Annotated in this window: 12 protein-coding genes and 1 riboswitch; of the genes, 10 read left to right on the top strand and 2 right to left on the bottom strand. The window is 46.2% G+C overall.

Annotated elements, in window-relative coordinates:
• A complete protein-coding gene (gene sucA / locus Q9R36_RS00335) occupies positions 1 to 2,841 on the bottom strand; it encodes a 2-oxoglutarate dehydrogenase E1 component (RefSeq protein ID WP_009793777.1) in 2,841 nt (946 codons plus the stop codon).
• Between the two features lie 833 nt (positions 2,842 to 3,674).
• On the opposite strand from sucA, the gene Q9R36_RS00330 reads away from it, so the two are divergent.
• The 9 genes from Q9R36_RS00330 to Q9R36_RS00290 all read left to right on the top strand — a co-directional run bounded on the left by Q9R36_RS00330 (position 3,675) and on the right by Q9R36_RS00290 (position 15,227).
• Complete coding sequence (locus Q9R36_RS00330) at positions 3,675 to 3,854, top strand: H-type small acid-soluble spore protein (protein WP_035402568.1); 180 nt, start codon at positions 3,675 to 3,677, stop codon at positions 3,852 to 3,854.
• A gap of 83 nt (positions 3,855 to 3,937) precedes the next feature.
• A riboswitch (SAM riboswitch) is annotated at positions 3,938 to 4,051 on the top strand.
• Positions 4,052 to 4,117: 66 nt separating this feature from the next.
• On the top strand, positions 4,118 to 5,266 hold the full coding sequence (locus Q9R36_RS00325) for a methionine biosynthesis PLP-dependent protein (protein WP_396137100.1): 1,149 nt from the start codon (positions 4,118 to 4,120) through the stop codon (positions 5,264 to 5,266).
• Positions 5,263 to 6,450 (top strand): cystathionine beta-lyase, encoded by a 1,188-nt coding sequence (gene metC, locus Q9R36_RS00320; protein WP_009793773.1) that lies wholly within the window; start codon positions 5,263 to 5,265, stop codon positions 6,448 to 6,450. Before Q9R36_RS00325 ends, metC begins: the two co-directional genes overlap by 4 nt.
• Positions 6,447 to 8,312: a bifunctional homocysteine S-methyltransferase/methylenetetrahydrofolate reductase gene (locus Q9R36_RS00315; protein ID WP_009793772.1), complete on the top strand. Its 1,866-nt coding sequence runs from the start codon at positions 6,447 to 6,449 to the stop codon at positions 8,310 to 8,312. The genes metC and Q9R36_RS00315 overlap by 4 nt, the downstream gene beginning before the upstream one ends.
• On the top strand, positions 8,290 to 11,739 hold the full coding sequence (metH, locus tag Q9R36_RS00310) for a methionine synthase (protein WP_311224371.1): 3,450 nt from the start codon (positions 8,290 to 8,292) through the stop codon (positions 11,737 to 11,739). Before Q9R36_RS00315 ends, metH begins: the two co-directional genes overlap by 23 nt.
• A gap of 496 nt (positions 11,740 to 12,235) precedes the next feature.
• Entirely contained in the window at positions 12,236 to 12,739 is a 504-nt protein-coding gene (locus tag Q9R36_RS00305; protein ID WP_129612176.1) for a CBO0543 family protein, read from the top strand.
• A gap of 73 nt (positions 12,740 to 12,812) precedes the next feature.
• Complete coding sequence (pxpB, locus tag Q9R36_RS00300; RefSeq protein ID WP_224950331.1) at positions 12,813 to 13,514, top strand: 5-oxoprolinase subunit PxpB; 702 nt, start codon at positions 12,813 to 12,815, stop codon at positions 13,512 to 13,514.
• The gene (locus tag Q9R36_RS00295) at positions 13,505 to 14,482 is read left to right on the top strand and encodes a 5-oxoprolinase subunit C family protein (protein WP_311224370.1); all 978 of its coding nucleotides are present in this window, start codon (positions 13,505 to 13,507) and stop codon (positions 14,480 to 14,482) included. Before pxpB ends, Q9R36_RS00295 begins: the two co-directional genes overlap by 10 nt.
• Positions 14,469 to 15,227: a LamB/YcsF family protein gene (locus Q9R36_RS00290; RefSeq protein ID WP_311224369.1), complete on the top strand. Its 759-nt coding sequence runs from the start codon at positions 14,469 to 14,471 to the stop codon at positions 15,225 to 15,227. The genes Q9R36_RS00295 and Q9R36_RS00290 overlap by 14 nt, the downstream gene beginning before the upstream one ends.
• 22 nt (positions 15,228 to 15,249) lie before the next feature.
• On the opposite strand, the gene Q9R36_RS00285 is transcribed toward Q9R36_RS00290, so the two are convergent.
• Positions 15,250 to 15,384, bottom strand: coding sequence for a hypothetical protein (locus Q9R36_RS00285; protein ID WP_009793766.1), 135 nt, complete (start codon positions 15,382 to 15,384; stop codon positions 15,250 to 15,252).
• Positions 15,385 to 15,648: 264 nt separating this feature from the next.
• On the opposite strand from Q9R36_RS00285, the gene Q9R36_RS00280 reads away from it, so the two are divergent.
• A complete protein-coding gene (locus Q9R36_RS00280; RefSeq protein WP_009793765.1) occupies positions 15,649 to 15,969 on the top strand; it encodes an AbrB/MazE/SpoVT family DNA-binding domain-containing protein in 321 nt (106 codons plus the stop codon).
• Positions 15,970 to 16,096 lie beyond the last annotated feature (127 nt).

Raw genomic sequence — 16,096 nt, 5'->3', positions numbered from 1 at the left:
TTAAAATCCTCCCTCTTCCGTACGTGTTAAGACTTCATTAATGATGCGCGCTTGTTCTTTTTTGTGGACGTTCGGGTCACCCTCTGCCGGGCTTGAACGGCGGCGTCTTCCGGTATAGGAAACTTTTGCACCGGCTGGAGCCAATTCGGAAAGGCGCGGTTCTACAAAATTCCATGCTCCCATATTCTTCGGCTCTTCCTGAACCCATACGATTTCCTCAACGTTTGGATACTGTTCAAGGATGCTTCTGATTTTCTTCATCGGGAACGGGTAAATTTCTTCGACCCTTAAAATATGAAGCCAGTCAAGGTTAGCTGCATCCTCAATATTCTCATGAAGGTCGATCATGATCTTTCCTGTACCAAATACAATCCTTTTCACCTGATCTTTTGCCTGTCCCAATCCAGGCTGTTCAATGATCGGCTGGAAGGCTCCTTCGCTGAGCTCCAGCCCGTTGGAAGCAACATTCGGGTTGCGCAGCAGGCTCTTAGGCGACATGAGGACAAGAGGCCTTACTTCTTCCCTGTTCAGGATGGCAGCCTGTCTCCTCAGAATATGGAAGTACTGTGCAGATGAAGTCAGGTTGGCAACTGTCCAGTTGTTTTCAGCTGCTAAAGTCAGGAATCTTTCAACCCTGCCGCTCGAGTGCTCTGGCCCCTGGCCTTCATAACCATGAGGCAGAAGCATGACAAGACCGGATTTCTGTCCCCATTTCGCTCTTCCAGCTGATATGAATTGGTCGAACATGACTTGTGCAGCATTGGAGAAGTCACCGTATTGTGCTTCCCACAGCACTAAAGTTTCAGGTGCGAATACATTGTAGCCGTATTCAAAGCCGACAACAGCCATTTCTGACAGCGGGCTGTTATGGACTGCAAATGAAGCTTTAGAAGAAGAAAGCATATGCAATGGTGAATAAGCTTTTCCTGAACTGCTGTCATGAAGGACAACATTTCTCTGGGCAAAGGTTCCGCGTTCTGAATCCTGCCCGGACAGGCGGATTGGCGTACCATCCTTCAGGATGGAGGCGAATGCCAATGTTTCTGCAAGGCCCCAGTCAATTTTTCCGTTGCCTTCGAGCGCTTCAGTCCTGCGCTTCAGGATTTTGTCCAGTTTATTGAAGACCTTGAAATCTTCAGGCCATGTCAGAAGCTCTTCATTGATTTGCTTTAATGTCTTCAGTTCAACAGCTGTGGCTAATTCAGGAATACCTTTTTCAACCGTTTCAGGCGGATTGGTTTCCTCAACTTCCTTTTTCTTATCTGGAACTTTATTATAGGCCTCTTTCAGCTTATCAAGAACCTCAGCATCCATTCCTTCCAGGCTTTCCCTGGAAAGAGTGCCGTTTGCAACCAGCTGTTCACTGTATAGTGATTTAATGGTTGGGCGCTTATGTATAACATTGTACATAAGCGGATTTGTCGTCATCGGCTCATCCATTTCGTTGTGTCCGAAACGTCGGTAGCCGATCAGATCAATCAGAAAATCTTTATTGAATTTCGCCCTGTATTCACAGGCGAGCTGGGCGGCAGCTACCACAGCTTCAGGATCGTCAGCATTTACATGCAGGATCGGAATTTCATAGCCCTTGGCAAGATCGCTTGCATACCGGGTAGATCTGGAATCCTGGGATTCTGTTGTAAATCCGATCGTATTATTTGCAATGATATGAATGGTTCCGCCAGTACGGTAACCAGTAAGCTGGCTGAGATTCAATGTTTCTGCCACAGTTCCCTGTCCCGGGAAAGCTGCGTCACCATGAATAAGGATTGCCATAGCCGAGCTTGGATCTTCCTTCGGATAGCCGGAAGCGCTTCTGTCATCCTGGGCTGCCCGTGTGAAGCCTTCAACTACCGCGCCGACGAATTCAAGGTGGCTCGGGTTATTAGCAAGCGTCAGTCTTGCTTTAGTCGTGTTTTCCTTCTTGATCTGCCTGTCCAATCCCAGGTGATATTTTACGTCGCCTGTCCAGCCGTAGTTAATGCCGATAGAACCTTCAGAAGGCACAAGCTCTTTATTCGGCGCATGCTGGAATTCAGCGAAGATCATTTCATACGGCTTACCAAGCACATGGGCAAGCACGTTCAGGCGGCCCCGGTGAGCCATTCCGATATTGATCGTCTTCGCGCCGTCGACAACAGATTCTGCAACCAGCTCGTCCAATAGCGGCACAAGCGTATCAAGTCCTTCGATTGAAAAGCGTTTTTGCCCGACAAATGTGCGATGAAGGAATTTTTCAAACTCCTCAACCTCCATCAGCCTTTTCAGGACTCCCACCTTCTTTTCATTTGAAGGTTCGGCAAGCAGTGTGCCTGTTTCCACCTTGTTCCGAAGCCAATTCTTTTCGTTCACATCGTATACATGATGAAACTCATAAGCTATTGTTTGGGTATATACATTCTTAAGATGCTCTATTGCTTCAAATCCATTGCGTACATGTGAAGGGGCATCTGAACAAATGATCGATGCCGGCACCTGCTCCAGATCATTCCGGGTCAATCCATATTGCTCCAGCGCAAGGATGTCTTTCTCCGGCTTATTGTTTTTTAATGGGTAGATATCAGCCGAGATATGGCCGTACGCCCTGATATTATCCGCAAGGCGGATAGCTGCCAGCGTTTTTTCCAGCTGTCCGGGAGCAGCAGCCTGGACAGGCTTATCATTTTCAAAGGTGTCAATCTGAGTTTGTTCAGGAGATCCCCACTTTTCAAAGTACTCTCTCATTTCAGCGTCTACTGATTGAGGGTCCTCCAGGAATCTTTCATATAATTCAATAACATAGCCAAGGTTTGGTCCATGAAACCCCTGTAAAGGTCCCTCGCCGTTGGATGGCGTTTTCATGAAAATTACCTCCGAGTGTTTTTTTAAGAAAACATTTAGTTTCCGGCATTTTATCCCGTAAATTTTTACCCTAATATATGAAATAGTAACGCAAAATTGTATGAATAATAATTTTATTCAGAGGATAAAACGTTTTCAATGACATTTTACCACGCAAATCCCTATCGTACAAAGGATTTAAACTGAAAATTAGAAGAAAAATGTAATTTTTTTTCATCACCTTAAAATCTATATTAAAAAAATGATTTTTCTATTTTTTTTCGCTCCATTATGAATATAGTAATGTTATAATAGGTAGATATCTAACTTTAGGACTGTAAAGGATTAAGGGATTCTTGTGAATAAACAGCGATTATTATTCTAATAGTAAAAAATAAAACCGGGAAAGATTCCCGGTTTTATTTTTTTCCTATGTTTCAACTTAGTAATCTAATACAATGCCTGACCCGGCGTTTTTATGTGCAGTCCCCCATTATATTCTTTCTATATTAATGCCCAGCTGTTTTGTTTTCCTGCTCTTTATGCTGTGCAGACATTCTTGTCTTCTGTCCAAAGGAAAGTCATAAGGACCCTTGACCAGGGTGTCCGCATGCTGGAATGGAATATGGCCTGCCTCTTCGATCAGCTCTCCGTCTTGAATGCATTCATACAATAAGCAGCGATTTTTCATATGTTTTTGCATGGACTCACCTTCACTTTCCTTTTCTTGCTTCTATTCTAAAGCAAAAGAGCTGAATTTTCACAAAAATAAATTCCCATTTTTTCTTTTCTTCCGCATAAATTTCTCCCGGCTGTACAAAAAATATAACGATACTTTCCAAGGAGGAATGAAAATGAATATTGGCAGGGCAAAAGAAATTCTTATGTCTGCTGATCCTATTAAAGTCAGCTATGAAGGTGAATCTGTAATCATACAGCATGTGGATGAAAGGACAAGGACAGCGAGGATATATTCCAGGGCTGAACCTGAAAAGGAATTGGATGTATCTGTCCTGAATCTGATCGAGGGTTGAGATCATATTTTTAAAATATTATGAAAGTTCATTGACTTTTACTGGTTTAATATTGTAAAGTATAGAAAATTCAATAACTGTATTTCTTATCAAGAGAGGCAGAGGGTATGGCCCTGTGAAGCCTCAGCAACCTTCAATGGATAATATTGAAAAGGTGCTAATTCCTGCAGGTCCTTTATGGGCTTGAAAGATAAGAAGAATGACAAGTGCTGCATCCAAAAAGTCTTCTTCTTATAGAAGACTTTTTTTATTTTCCATGGAGCATGAAAGCATTGTGCAAAAAAGGAGTGAACATATTGGTGAAAACAGAAACATTATTGGCGCAGCTTGGCAATCGAAGCGATCAGCATACAGGAACCGTCAACCCTCCGGTTTATTTTTCTACAGCTTACCGACATGAAGGAATCGGCAAGTCCAACGGCTATGATTATGTCCGGACGGGAAATCCAACTAGGGAAATACTTGAGCAGGCAATTGCCAGCCTTGAAGGAGCTGATCAGGGTTATGCCTGCAGTTCGGGCATGAGCGCCATCTCCGTTGTTTTATCTCTATTCCGTTCAGGTGATGAGCTGGTGGTGTCAAAGGATCTTTATGGAGGCACCTACAGGCTGCTTGAGCAGGGTTTTGCCAAATGGGGGCTGGTTACAAAATACGCAGATACCTCTGATATCCATGCGGTAAGCAGGCAAATCTCGCCTCATACGAAAGCAATATTCCTGGAAACGCCGACCAACCCGCTCATGCAGCAGGCTGATATTGAGGCTATGGCTGCAATCGCCCGCCAGCATGGAATTCTACTGATCGTCGATAATACCTTTTTTACGCCGGTCCTTCAGCAGCCAATCAGACTGGGGGCCGATATCGTCATACACAGTGCTACAAAATATCTGGGCGGCCATAACGATGTGCTCGCAGGCCTTATTGCGGCACGAGGAGAGAAGTTATGTGCCTCCCTTGCCCATCACCATAATGCTGCAGGAGCAGTGTTAAGCCCATTTGATTCCTGGCTCCTGATGAGAGGGATGAAGACCCTTGCCCTCCGGATGAAGAAGCATGAAAGCAATGCTCGTAAACTGGCTGAATACTTGAACAGCCATGAATATGTAGAGGAAGTGCTGTATCCCGGAAAAGGCGGAATGCTCTCCTTCAGAATCCTTGAAGAAAATTGGGCAGATCTATTCCTGCAGAAGCTGAACCTTATTACTTTCGCCGAAAGTCTTGGCGGAACTGAAAGCTTTATTACTTATCCTGCCACACAGACACATGCTGACATCCCGGGAGAGACCCGATTAGCCAATGGAATCTGCGGCAAGCTCCTTAGATTTTCTGTTGGCATCGAAGATCCGGAAGATTTGATGAAAGATTTGGAACAGGCCTTCAGTGGCTGTGTGGAAGGGGAGAATGCAAAATGAACGAAGACTGTTATAGATTCGAAACAAAGCTATTGCACAATAAACATAAAACAGACCCGGTTACAGGGGCTGTAAGCGTCCCGATTCATCATGCCTCCACCTTTCATCAAAAGGATCTTGAGTCTTTTGGCAAATATGACTACTCAAGAAGCCTAAACCCGACAAGAGAGGCGCTTGAAGAAGTAATTGCAGGACTTGAAGGCGGAACCAGAGGATTTGCGTTTTCTTCCGGTATGGCGGCCATCTCCACTTGCTTTCTTCTTCTTTCCCAGGGAGACCATGTCGTCATTTCAGAGGATGTATACGGAGGCACCTACAGGATGGTCACAGAGGTCCTCTCGCGCTACGGAATTGATTACACCTTCGCAGATATGACTAATTTAGAAGAAGTAAAAGAGGCTGCCCTTCCACATACAAAACTATTCTATGTTGAAACACCTTCCAATCCCCTCTTGAAGGTTGCCGATATTAAAAGCATTGCTGAGATTGCCAGGGAAAAAGATGCTTATACGTTCGTTGACAATACTTTCATGACCCCCCAACTGCAAAAGCCGCTGGACCTTGGGGCAGATATTGTCCTTCACAGTGCGACGAAATTTATCTCCGGACACAGTGATGTCGTTGCCGGCCTTTGTGCAGTAAAAGATCCAGTGCTGGCTGAGAAAGTGGCCTTTCTGCAGAATTCCTTTGGTGCTGTCCTTGGTGTGCAGGATTGCTGGCTGGTGCTGAGGGGTTTGAAAACCCTTCATGTCAGACTGCAGCAGTCCATGATAACAGCAGAGAAAATTGCTCTTTTCCTTGAGAATCACCCACTTGTGAAAAAAGTGCATTACCCTGGGCTTGAGAGCCATCCGCAGTTTAAGCTGCAGAGAGAACAGGCTGCCGGGCCGGGAGCTGTGCTGTCTTTTGAGCTTGAAGACGAAGATGCGCTGCGGAAATTCTCTGATGCTCTGGAAATCCCGGTTTTTGCAGTAAGCCTGGGCGCTGTCGAGTCGATACTCTCCTGGCCAGCCCGGATGTCTCATGCCTCCATGCCTGCACCCGAAAGAAGCAGGCGCGGAATATCCGACTCCCTTCTCCGCCTTTCTGCAGGCCTCGAAAATCCGGATGATTTAATACACGATTTCAGCAGAGCACTTTCTGCCGCAGAGAGAACATGCCATACAGCGAGGGTAAAACTATGAGTCTGCTGGATAAAATGGAAAAAGAGATCATCATAGCAGATGGAGCGATGGGCACTCTCCTCTATTCCTATGGTACAGATTTCTGCTTTGAAGAACTTAATGTATCACAGCCAGGCCATATTCAAAATATCCACCAAGCTTATATAGATGCAGGTGCAACTTTGATCCAGACCAATACCTATGCAGCCAATTATCTCAAGCTGCAGCGCTACGGACTGGAGGACCATGTAAAGGAAATAAACAGTGCCGCTGTCACTGTTGCGAGGAAGGCTGCGGGAAATCATGCCTTTGTGGCCGGAACAATTGGCGGAAACCGCGGGATCAAACCCCACTCAATATCTATAGAAGAAATAAAAAGGAGCTTCAGGGAGCAGCTCTACTGCTTGCTGATGGAAGGGGTGGATGCGATCCTTCTTGAGACCTATTATGATCTCAAAGAACTGGAAACTGTCCTTTCGATCGCGAGGAAAGAAACAGCCCTCCCTCTCATTGCCCAAGTGTCACTGCAGGAGACGGGTATTATGCAGGATCACACTCCCATAAGCGAAGCGCTGTCCAGGCTGGATGCGCTCGGCGCGGATATCGTCGGGCTCAATTGCCGGCTTGGCCCCCATCATATGCTGCTGACGCTTGAGGAGGTGCCCCTGCCACAGAAGGCTTACCTGTCCGCATATCCGAATGCCAGCCTGCCTGCATACACGGATGGAAAATTCCATTACGAAGGCGATGCAGAATATTTCAGGCAGTCTGCCAAAGCTTTCAGGAACCAGGGAGTAAGGCTGCTTGGAGGATGCTGCGGCACCACTCCTGCTCACATCCGTGCATTTTCAGATGAATTAAAAGGATCTCCTCCTTTAGAGAAAAAGGAAGTCAGGGAACCAAAGGCTAAAATTCGGATTATGCCAAAAGAGGCCCAAAGGGATCTTCCCCCGCTCCAGGATCTTGTGAAAAAGAGACAGTCAGTCATCGTTGAATTGGATCCGCCAAGGAAATTGGAAACGGATAAATTTTTTGCCGGGGCCAAGGCTCTTCAAGACGCAGGCATTGACGCAATTACACTTGCCGATAATTCGCTTGCATCCCCCCGGATCTCAAATGAAGCACTCGGCTATTTGGCAAAGAACAGGCTGGGGCTTCGACCGCTCATTCACCTGACGTGCAGGGACAGGAATATCATTGGGCTGCAATCCCATTTAATGGGCCTTCATACACTGGGACTCCATGACATTCTTGCCATTACCGGAGATCCTGCAAGGGTCGGCGATTTTCCCGGCGCTTCTTCCGTATATGATATGTCCTCCTTCGAGCTGATTCAGATGATCAAGCAGCTGAATGAAGGCCGCTCGATTTCAGGCAAGGATCTTGGACAAAAAGCTGCATTTTCTGTTGCTGCTGCCTTTAACCCAAATGTCCGTTCTCTTGAGAAGGCAGTTCAGAGGCTCGAAAAAAAGGCGGAGTGCGGAGCGGATTATTTTATTACCCAGCCTGTATTTTCGGAAGAGAAGCTTATGGAAATATATGAGGCTACCAAACATATGGAACAGCCGATCTATATCGGCCTCATGCCTCTGACGAGCAGCAGGAATGCTGATTTCCTTCATAATGAGGTGCCGGGCATCAAAATATCTGACAAAATCAGGGAACGTATGAACAGCCTGAAAGATGACCCCCTCCAGTCAGTCCGCGAAGGGATCAGCATAAGCAAAGAGCTGATTGATGCAGCAGCAGAGCTGTTCAATGGCATCTATTTAATCACCCCGTTTATGAAGTATGAACTGACAGCGGAGCTTGCCGCATATGCGCGCAGCGAGAAGCTGAAAACAGCCAGGAGGAGCAGGAATGCCAAAGATTTCTCTATCTGAAAGAATGAATAATAAAATCCTGATCATGGATGGCGCCATGGGAACGATGCTGCAGAGAGCTGATCTTTCTGCTGAAGATTTTGGCGGCGAACAGTATGATGGCTGCAATGAATACTTGAATCTTACAGCACCGGGGGTTATTAAAGAAATCCACCTTGCCTATCTTAAGGCCGGTGCCGATATAATTGAAACCAATACTTTCGGGGCCACAAGCATTGTCCTTGATGAATACAGCCTTAAAGAAAAAGCCTATGAAATCAACAGAACTGCTTCTTTGATTGCAAGGAAAGCGGCTGATCAGATCAGCACTCCTTCATGGCCGCGTTTTGTTGCCGGATCTATGGGACCTACTACAAAAACACTTAGTGTCACAGGAGGAACGACATTTGAAGAGCTGGCATTGTCATATGAGGAACAAGCCTGCGGATTAATTGATGGCAAAGCGGACCTCCTCCTTCTTGAGACCAGCCAGGATATGCTCAACGTGAAAGCAGGATATATCGGGATACAAAATGCCTTCAAAAAAACCGGCATCACTCTCCCCCTTATTGTTTCAGGTACAATTGAACCTATGGGGACGACACTCGCGGGCCAGCCAATTGAAGCTTTTTATATTTCCCTAGAGCATATGAAACCGCTGGCTGTCGGCCTTAATTGCGCTACAGGACCTGAATTTATGCAGGAGCATATCAGGTCATTATCTTCGCTTGCAGATGCTGCTGTCAGCTGTTATCCAAACGCCGGGCTGCCTGATGAAGAAGGGCGCTACCACGAAACACCTGAATCGCTCGCAGAAAAGCTTGCAGGGTTTGCCTCACAGGGCTGGCTGAACATCGTCGGCGGGTGCTGCGGAACTACACCGGAGCATATCAAGGCAATTGCAGATAAAATGGAACATTTTGCACCGCGGAAAATCTCTGCAGCATCTGCCCATAAAGTATCAGGCATTGAGCCGCTCATCTATGATGACCCAACCCTCCGCCCCATCATGGTCGGCGAGCGGACAAATGTCATAGGATCCAGGAAGTTCAAAAGACTGATTGCCGAGGGAAAGTTTGAAGAAGCGTCAGAAGTCGCGAGGGCACAGGTCAAGAATGGCGCCCATGTTATTGATATATGCCTTGCCGACCCTGATCGGGATGAACTGGAAGATATGGAAAATTTCATTAAAGAAGTAACTAAAAAAGTAAAAGCACCGATTGTAATAGATTCTACAGATGAGAAAGTTATAGAAAAAGCCCTTATTTACCTGCAGGGAAAATCCGTGATCAACTCTATCAATCTGGAGGATGGCGAAGAAAGATTTGAGGCTATTGCCCCTCTTATACGCCTGTACGGGGCAGCAGTGGTAGTCGGAACCATAGATGAGAAAGGCATGGGAGTGAGTGCAGATAGAAAGCTTGAAATTGCTTCCCGCTCCTATACCCTTCTGGTTGAAAAATATGGGATTCCTCCTGAGGACATCATTTTTGACCCGCTCGTCTTCCCGGTTGGGACAGGTGATGAACAATACATCGGTTCGGCAGAAGCGACTGTTGAGGGTATCCGCCTGATAAAAGAACGCTTTCCAAAGACACAAACGATTCTTGGCATCAGCAATGTTTCTTTTGGCCTGCCTCCGGTTGGAAGGGAGATTCTTAATTCCGTCTTCCTCTATCACTGTACCCAGGCGGGATTGGACTATGCAATTGTGAATACAGAAAAACTTGAGCGGTTTGCCAGTATAGCAAGTGAAGAAATTGCTTTGGCAGAAAAGCTGTTATTTGAAACTACGGATGAAACACTCGCACAGTTCACAGAATTTTACCGGGGCAAGAAAAAGGAAGAAAAAAGCCTTCTTCCTGATATGAGCCTGGCTGAACGCCTTGCCTATTATATAAAAGAAGGTACAAAAGAAGGCCTCTTGGAAGACCTTAAAGCAGCCTTACTGGAGTACAGTTCCCCTCTTGAAATCATAAATGGACCCTTGATGGATGGGATGAAAGAGGTCGGCCGACTGTTCAACGACAACCAGCTGATTGTCGCCGAAGTGCTGCAGAGTGCAGAAGTGATGAAGGCCTCTGTTTCCTATCTTGAGCCATTTATGGAGAAAGGAACTTCATCAGGCAAAGGGAAAATCATTCTTGCCACTGTAAAAGGAGATGTTCATGATATAGGCAAAAACCTTGTTGATATCATTCTCAGTAATAATGGGTACGAAGTAATCGACCTTGGCATCAAAGTATCACCTTCTGAGCTAGTTGAAGCAGTAAAAAAGGAAAAGCCCAATATGGTCGGACTCTCTGGCCTGCTTGTTAAATCCGCACAGCAGATGGTCATCACCGCTTCTGATATGAAACAGGCAGGCATTGATATCCCTATTCTCGTCGGCGGTGCCGCACTATCAAGGAAATTCACAGATACGAAAATATCGAGAGAATACAATGGCCTCGTGATGTATGCCAAAGATGCGATGAATGGATTATCAATAGCCGATCAGCTCCGTGATGAGCCGGAATACAACAGGCTCCTTGCCGAGCAAGAGGCAAAGCGGTCCCTCCCCCTCCCTTCTGCTTTAACAGAAAGAAAAACAGGAGCTCTTGCTGCACTTAAGGTGAGGCCTTCAGTCCGGTCTGATGTACCGGTTTTTGTTCCGCAGGATTTGGAGCGGCATGTCCTAAGATCCTATACACTTGGGCATATTGAGCCTTATATTAACCGGCAGATGCTTTTAGGGCATCATTTGGGGCTTAAGGGCAATATCAGCCGTCTCATTGAGTCAGGTGATGAGAAGGCATTGAAATTGAATGATACTGTAGATTCCCTTATCGTGCAGGCGAAAACTGAGGGCTGGATCATGCCTAGTGCTGTCTATCAATTTTTTCCTGCTCTATCTGACGGGAACAAGGTCATCATCTATGATAAGGACGACCACAGCAGGATATTAGAGGTATTTGATTTTCCAAGACAGCAGACTGAGCCATTTTTGTGCCTTGCCGATTATTTGAAGCCTGCTGGTGGCGGGGAAATGGATTATGTCGCCTTTTTCTCTGTTACTGCAGGCAATGCTGTAAGGGAGACTGCCGAAATACTTAAAAAGGAAGGCCGCTTTCTTGAAAATCATGCCCTGCAGGCTTTGGCGCTTGAAACGGCAGAAGGTTTTGCTGAACTTGTCCACAGGCAAATACGTGATCGCTGGGGCTTCCCTGATCCTGTAGACTTTACTATGAAAGAGAGGTTTTCAGCAAAATATCAGGGACAGCGCTTTTCATTCGGCTATCCCGCCTGCCCGGAGCTTGAAGATCAGCGCAAGCTTTTTGATCTGATCAAGCCGGAGGAAATTTGCATAGACCTGACAGAAGGATTTATGATGGAGCCGGAAGCTTCGGTTTCAGCCATGGTTTTTGCCCATCCGGAAGCACGCTATTTTAATGTATTGAAAAACTGATATGGAGGCCTGCCAGTAACGGCAGGCTTTTTCGCTGTGCAGGCATTTAAAATTTTTAATCTTGTGTAATTAATGTTTGATTGACATACAGGAGCTGCGATGCTGTATTTTTTGTAAGGCTCTATTCGCATTGATTGTTGCTTTTTCGCAATCGTTATTTAAGATCAATCCCCGCCCATCCATTAAAGAACGGAGCCTTCCCGGACCTGAATGGTAGATTCAGTGACAGGCTGAAATATAAGCGGAGAAATTCCCCCTGAGCTTGAAAAGCCTTTAAAAACAGTTTAAAAAGAGGGAGAAATTCCGACTAACGACTCCAAAAACAGGAAAATGGGCTACTTTGCTCTTCTTGAACGGAATTTCTCCGCTTATTTCAAGGTTTGCTGTTCCCTCAATCATTAAAATAGACAATCTTTACGAAAAGAGCTCTAACGGGGGTGTATTTTTTACAAAAAAAGTAAATTATATAATGACTTCTTCTATTGAGGTGCAGAAAATGAATATTACTTTATCCATTATCCTGGCTGTTTGCGCCGGCTATTTGAAAGCATGGAAAAACTGGCGTGTCTTTCACCCTACCATGCTTTATACCTCTGTATTGGTGTTATTGTATAATTTTATCTGCAAAGATCATCTTTTGTGGAAGCACAGAAGCATTCCATTAGAATCACATTTTGCTGGCGAGCTGTTTCATGCATTCGCCATACTTCCGACCATAACAGTATTATACTTGACATTCTATCCGGAGAAGCATGGCCGGCTTCGGTATATTATCCTTTGGAGTGTCCTTTCCTTTGCAGCTGAATTCCCCTTTGCTGCAACAGGGATGATTGTTTTTGAGAATGGCTATCAATATTGGATGGAGCTTCTTTTTTACCCGGTGATGTACATCATGATCAGGCTTCATCATATTCGGCCATTAGTGTCCTACGGCCTGTCAGCTGTGATCATCCTTTTGATGGTCTGGCTTTTTAAAGTGCCGGTCCAGCTTGCCTTTTAAATCAGGTGGCTATCTTGTACAATAGTCAGTATACTCATTTGTTTCTGACTACTTAGAGAAAGCTGGTGCAAATATGCATTATCATACATATGCTGCAGGCGACAGCTGCATCATCCTTGAATTTGGCAGCAGCATCGAACCGGGAAGCAATCAAAAGGTCAGGAAAGCGGCTTCCCTTTTATCCAAAAAACCTTTCAGGGGCATGATTGAATGCGTTCCTGCCTTTCATACACTGGCTGTTCATTATGATCCTTGTGCCGTCGGAACTTTATCTCCCTTTGAAGCAGCCTCATCCTTGATTGCTGAAATGCTTGCAGAGAAAATACAATTGGATGTCCACTCTCCGCGGCTCTTGGATATCCCCGTCTGCTATGAAGGAGCCCACGCCCCGGACCTGCCTTTTGTAGCCCGTTCAAATGGATTATCGGAGAAAGAAGTTATAGAGATACATAGTAAAAGAGACTATGAGATTTACTTTCTTGGCTTCTCACCCGGCTTCCCTTTCCTGGGCGGGATGGATCCGCGCATAGCGGCTCCGCGCAAAACTTCCCCAAGATTGAAGATTCCCTCCGGCTCGGTGGGCATTGCCGGCGGGCAGACAGGGATATATCCTTCGGAAACCCCTGGAGGCTGGCAGATTATCGGAAGAACACCGATAGCGTTATTCGATCCAAAAAGGGAAGAACCCAGCTATCTAAAGCCCGGAGACCGTTTGCGTTTCATTCCGATCAAAGAAGCAGAATTTCAGTCAGGGGGCGGCAGCCTATGGGAATAAAAGTTCTGAAGCCGGGACTGATGACAACTGTCCAGGATGCAGGGAGGAAAGGATACCAAAATCTCGGCGTATCGCCTTCAGGTGCGATGGATCTTTTCTCTTACACGCTTGCCAATCTGGCAGCAGGCAATTTCAATGATGAAGCAGCTCTTGAAATTACCTTGATTGGCCCCCGGCTGCTTTTCGAAAAAGATATCATCTTCAGCTTCTTTGGCGCTGAAACAGAAGCAAAGCTGAGCGGCAGCAATATTCAAGGCGGAAAGCCGATCGCTGCGAAAAAAGGAGATGTTCTTTCTTTTGGCAGGATGAAGGCAGGGTGCCGTACATATCTGGCCTTCCATGGCGGCATCTTGGTGCCTCGCCAGATGGGAAGCAGGAGCACATATCTGAAAGCAGGATTCGGCGGCCTGGATGGCAGGATTTTAGAAAAGAACGATGTCCTCCCCATCAGACAAACCTCCTGCAGATTCAGCAGAAGCTGGAGCTTCTCCCCCTCGCTCGCCTCTTATCTTCATCAGGATCAGATCAGGGTGATGCCCGGCAGGCAGTCTGAATGGTTTTCTTCTGATGCTATAAACCAATTTTCAGAACAGGAATTTACGATTTCTCCAGATTCTGACAGGATGGGATACAGGCTGAAGGGCCCTTCACTAGCAAAGGCAAGGGAAATTGAAATGATAACTGAACCAGTATCATTTGGAACAGTGCAGGTGCCTGCTGACGGCAATCCGATCATTCTGATGGCTGAAAGGCAGACAACAGGCGGGTACCCGAAAATCGCTCAAGTCCTGTCGGCAGACCTTCCTATCCTGGCACAGAAAAAACCGGGAGATAAGATCAGGTTTGCGCCTGCCTCCTTGGCTGAGGCACAACTGGCATATTTGGAACATGTAAAAACAATAGGATCCCTTACAAAAACCGTCAATGAAAAATGGCAGAAAGAGGTGCACATTGTTGAAGAAAATTGACTTGAACTGTGATCTTGGCGAAAGCTTTGGAAGCTTCAAGATCGGATCTGATGAGGAAATCATGGCTTATATCACATCCGCGAATATTGCCTGCGGGTTCCATGCCGGAGATCCAGGGACAATGCGCAGAACAGTGAAGCTTGCCCTTCAGCATGGGACTGCCATTGGTGCACACCCGGGTTTGCCTGACCTCCAGGGGTTTGGCCGCAGAAAAATGGAAATTAGTCCGGAAGAAGCCTTCGACCTTGTCCTGTATCAAATTGGCGCACTCTCAGCTTTTGTGAAAGCAGAAGGCGGAAGGCTCAGCCATGTAAAGCCACATGGGGCGCTCTATAATATGTGTGCGGGAGATAAACGGCTTGCAGAGGCGGTAGCAAGGGCTGTCCAGAGTGCGGATGAGGAACTCGTGCTCTTTGGGCTCCATAACAGTGAAAGCACCTCGGCAGCGGAAAGGATTGGAATCAGAGCTGCGCAGGAGGTGTTTGCGGACAGAAGATATGAAGATGACGGTACGCTTGTTTCGAGATCAAGCAGTGATGCCCTGATCACTACTGCGGAAGAAGCAGTCGGCCAGGTACTGAGAATGGTTCTTGAAAACAAAACTGTCAGCCGGAACGGAAAAGAGATCATGATTAAAGCAGACACCATATGCCTCCACGGCGATGGTCTCCAAGCGCTCGAGTTTGCGGCGACGCTTGATGCCGCCTTAAAGGACAGAGGCGTTGAGGTTGCTTCATTCACATAAAAAGGGGGTCTCCCCCCTTTTTTCACCCTTCAGCATTGTGCTCTTCCCTGGATCTTTCTTCTTCTTCATCAACAAGAATATATGCAATCTGTTCTTCCATTACATGATGGAGGGCATCAAGCTCTTCCTCGCTCATCAGCTTCTTTTCATCCTTCATCTTTCTTCCTCCTTTTCGATAGGCATATGACAGGGCGCAGCCCTATTGTACTTTCTCCTTATTTTTCCCTAATTAAACTTAAGCTGAAACTCTCATCCTCTTCTTATTCTTCCAGATAACGAAGCTCCGTTATTAAAAATGTCCCTTTTTCCCCCTCCTATGCAATAAGAGGTTTTCTTCGCTCCGTCATGTGCTATGTAGTAAGTAAGCTCGAAAACGTTATCCAGCAGAGAGCCAGTAAAAAAAAATCGGGGAAGTGTTAAGATGCAAAGCGTCTATAAATGCAAAAATTTTACTAAGACCGGAAAAGTCCTTCTTCCAAGTCCCTGGAGAAAAAAATTCGACCTTCTTCCAGGCCGGCTTGCCGACCTGGAGTTTGAAGATGAAGACAAGAAGATCTTAATCAGAAAAGCAGATCCGAAGAGTACTGAAAATAAAAGGCTTGTTTCTGATAATGGTTCCATCCATATACCAATGGAGCTGAGAAATCTGCTCGACCTAAAGGATCAGGAGGAATACTGCCTCTTCATTGATGAACAGGCCAAGCAATTCATTTTGCAGATCATGCCGGGCAAGACGGGTTAGCCCCCTTTTCTCCCGAAAAACAATGTAGGCAGCACCTGCATCAGGTCTGAAGCAATCTGTTTTTCTATTTTCCACCGCTTTCCTGGATAGCGCATTCCTGCCGGCAGCAACCTAAGATCAGGAGGTG

It is taken from the genome of Bacillus sp. AG4(2022) (genome assembly GCF_031844465.1).
GTDB classification, from domain to species: domain Bacteria; phylum Bacillota; class Bacilli; order Bacillales; family Cytobacillaceae; genus Bacillus_AB; species Bacillus_AB infantis.
This window is presented reverse-complemented; position numbering and strand designations above follow the sequence as displayed.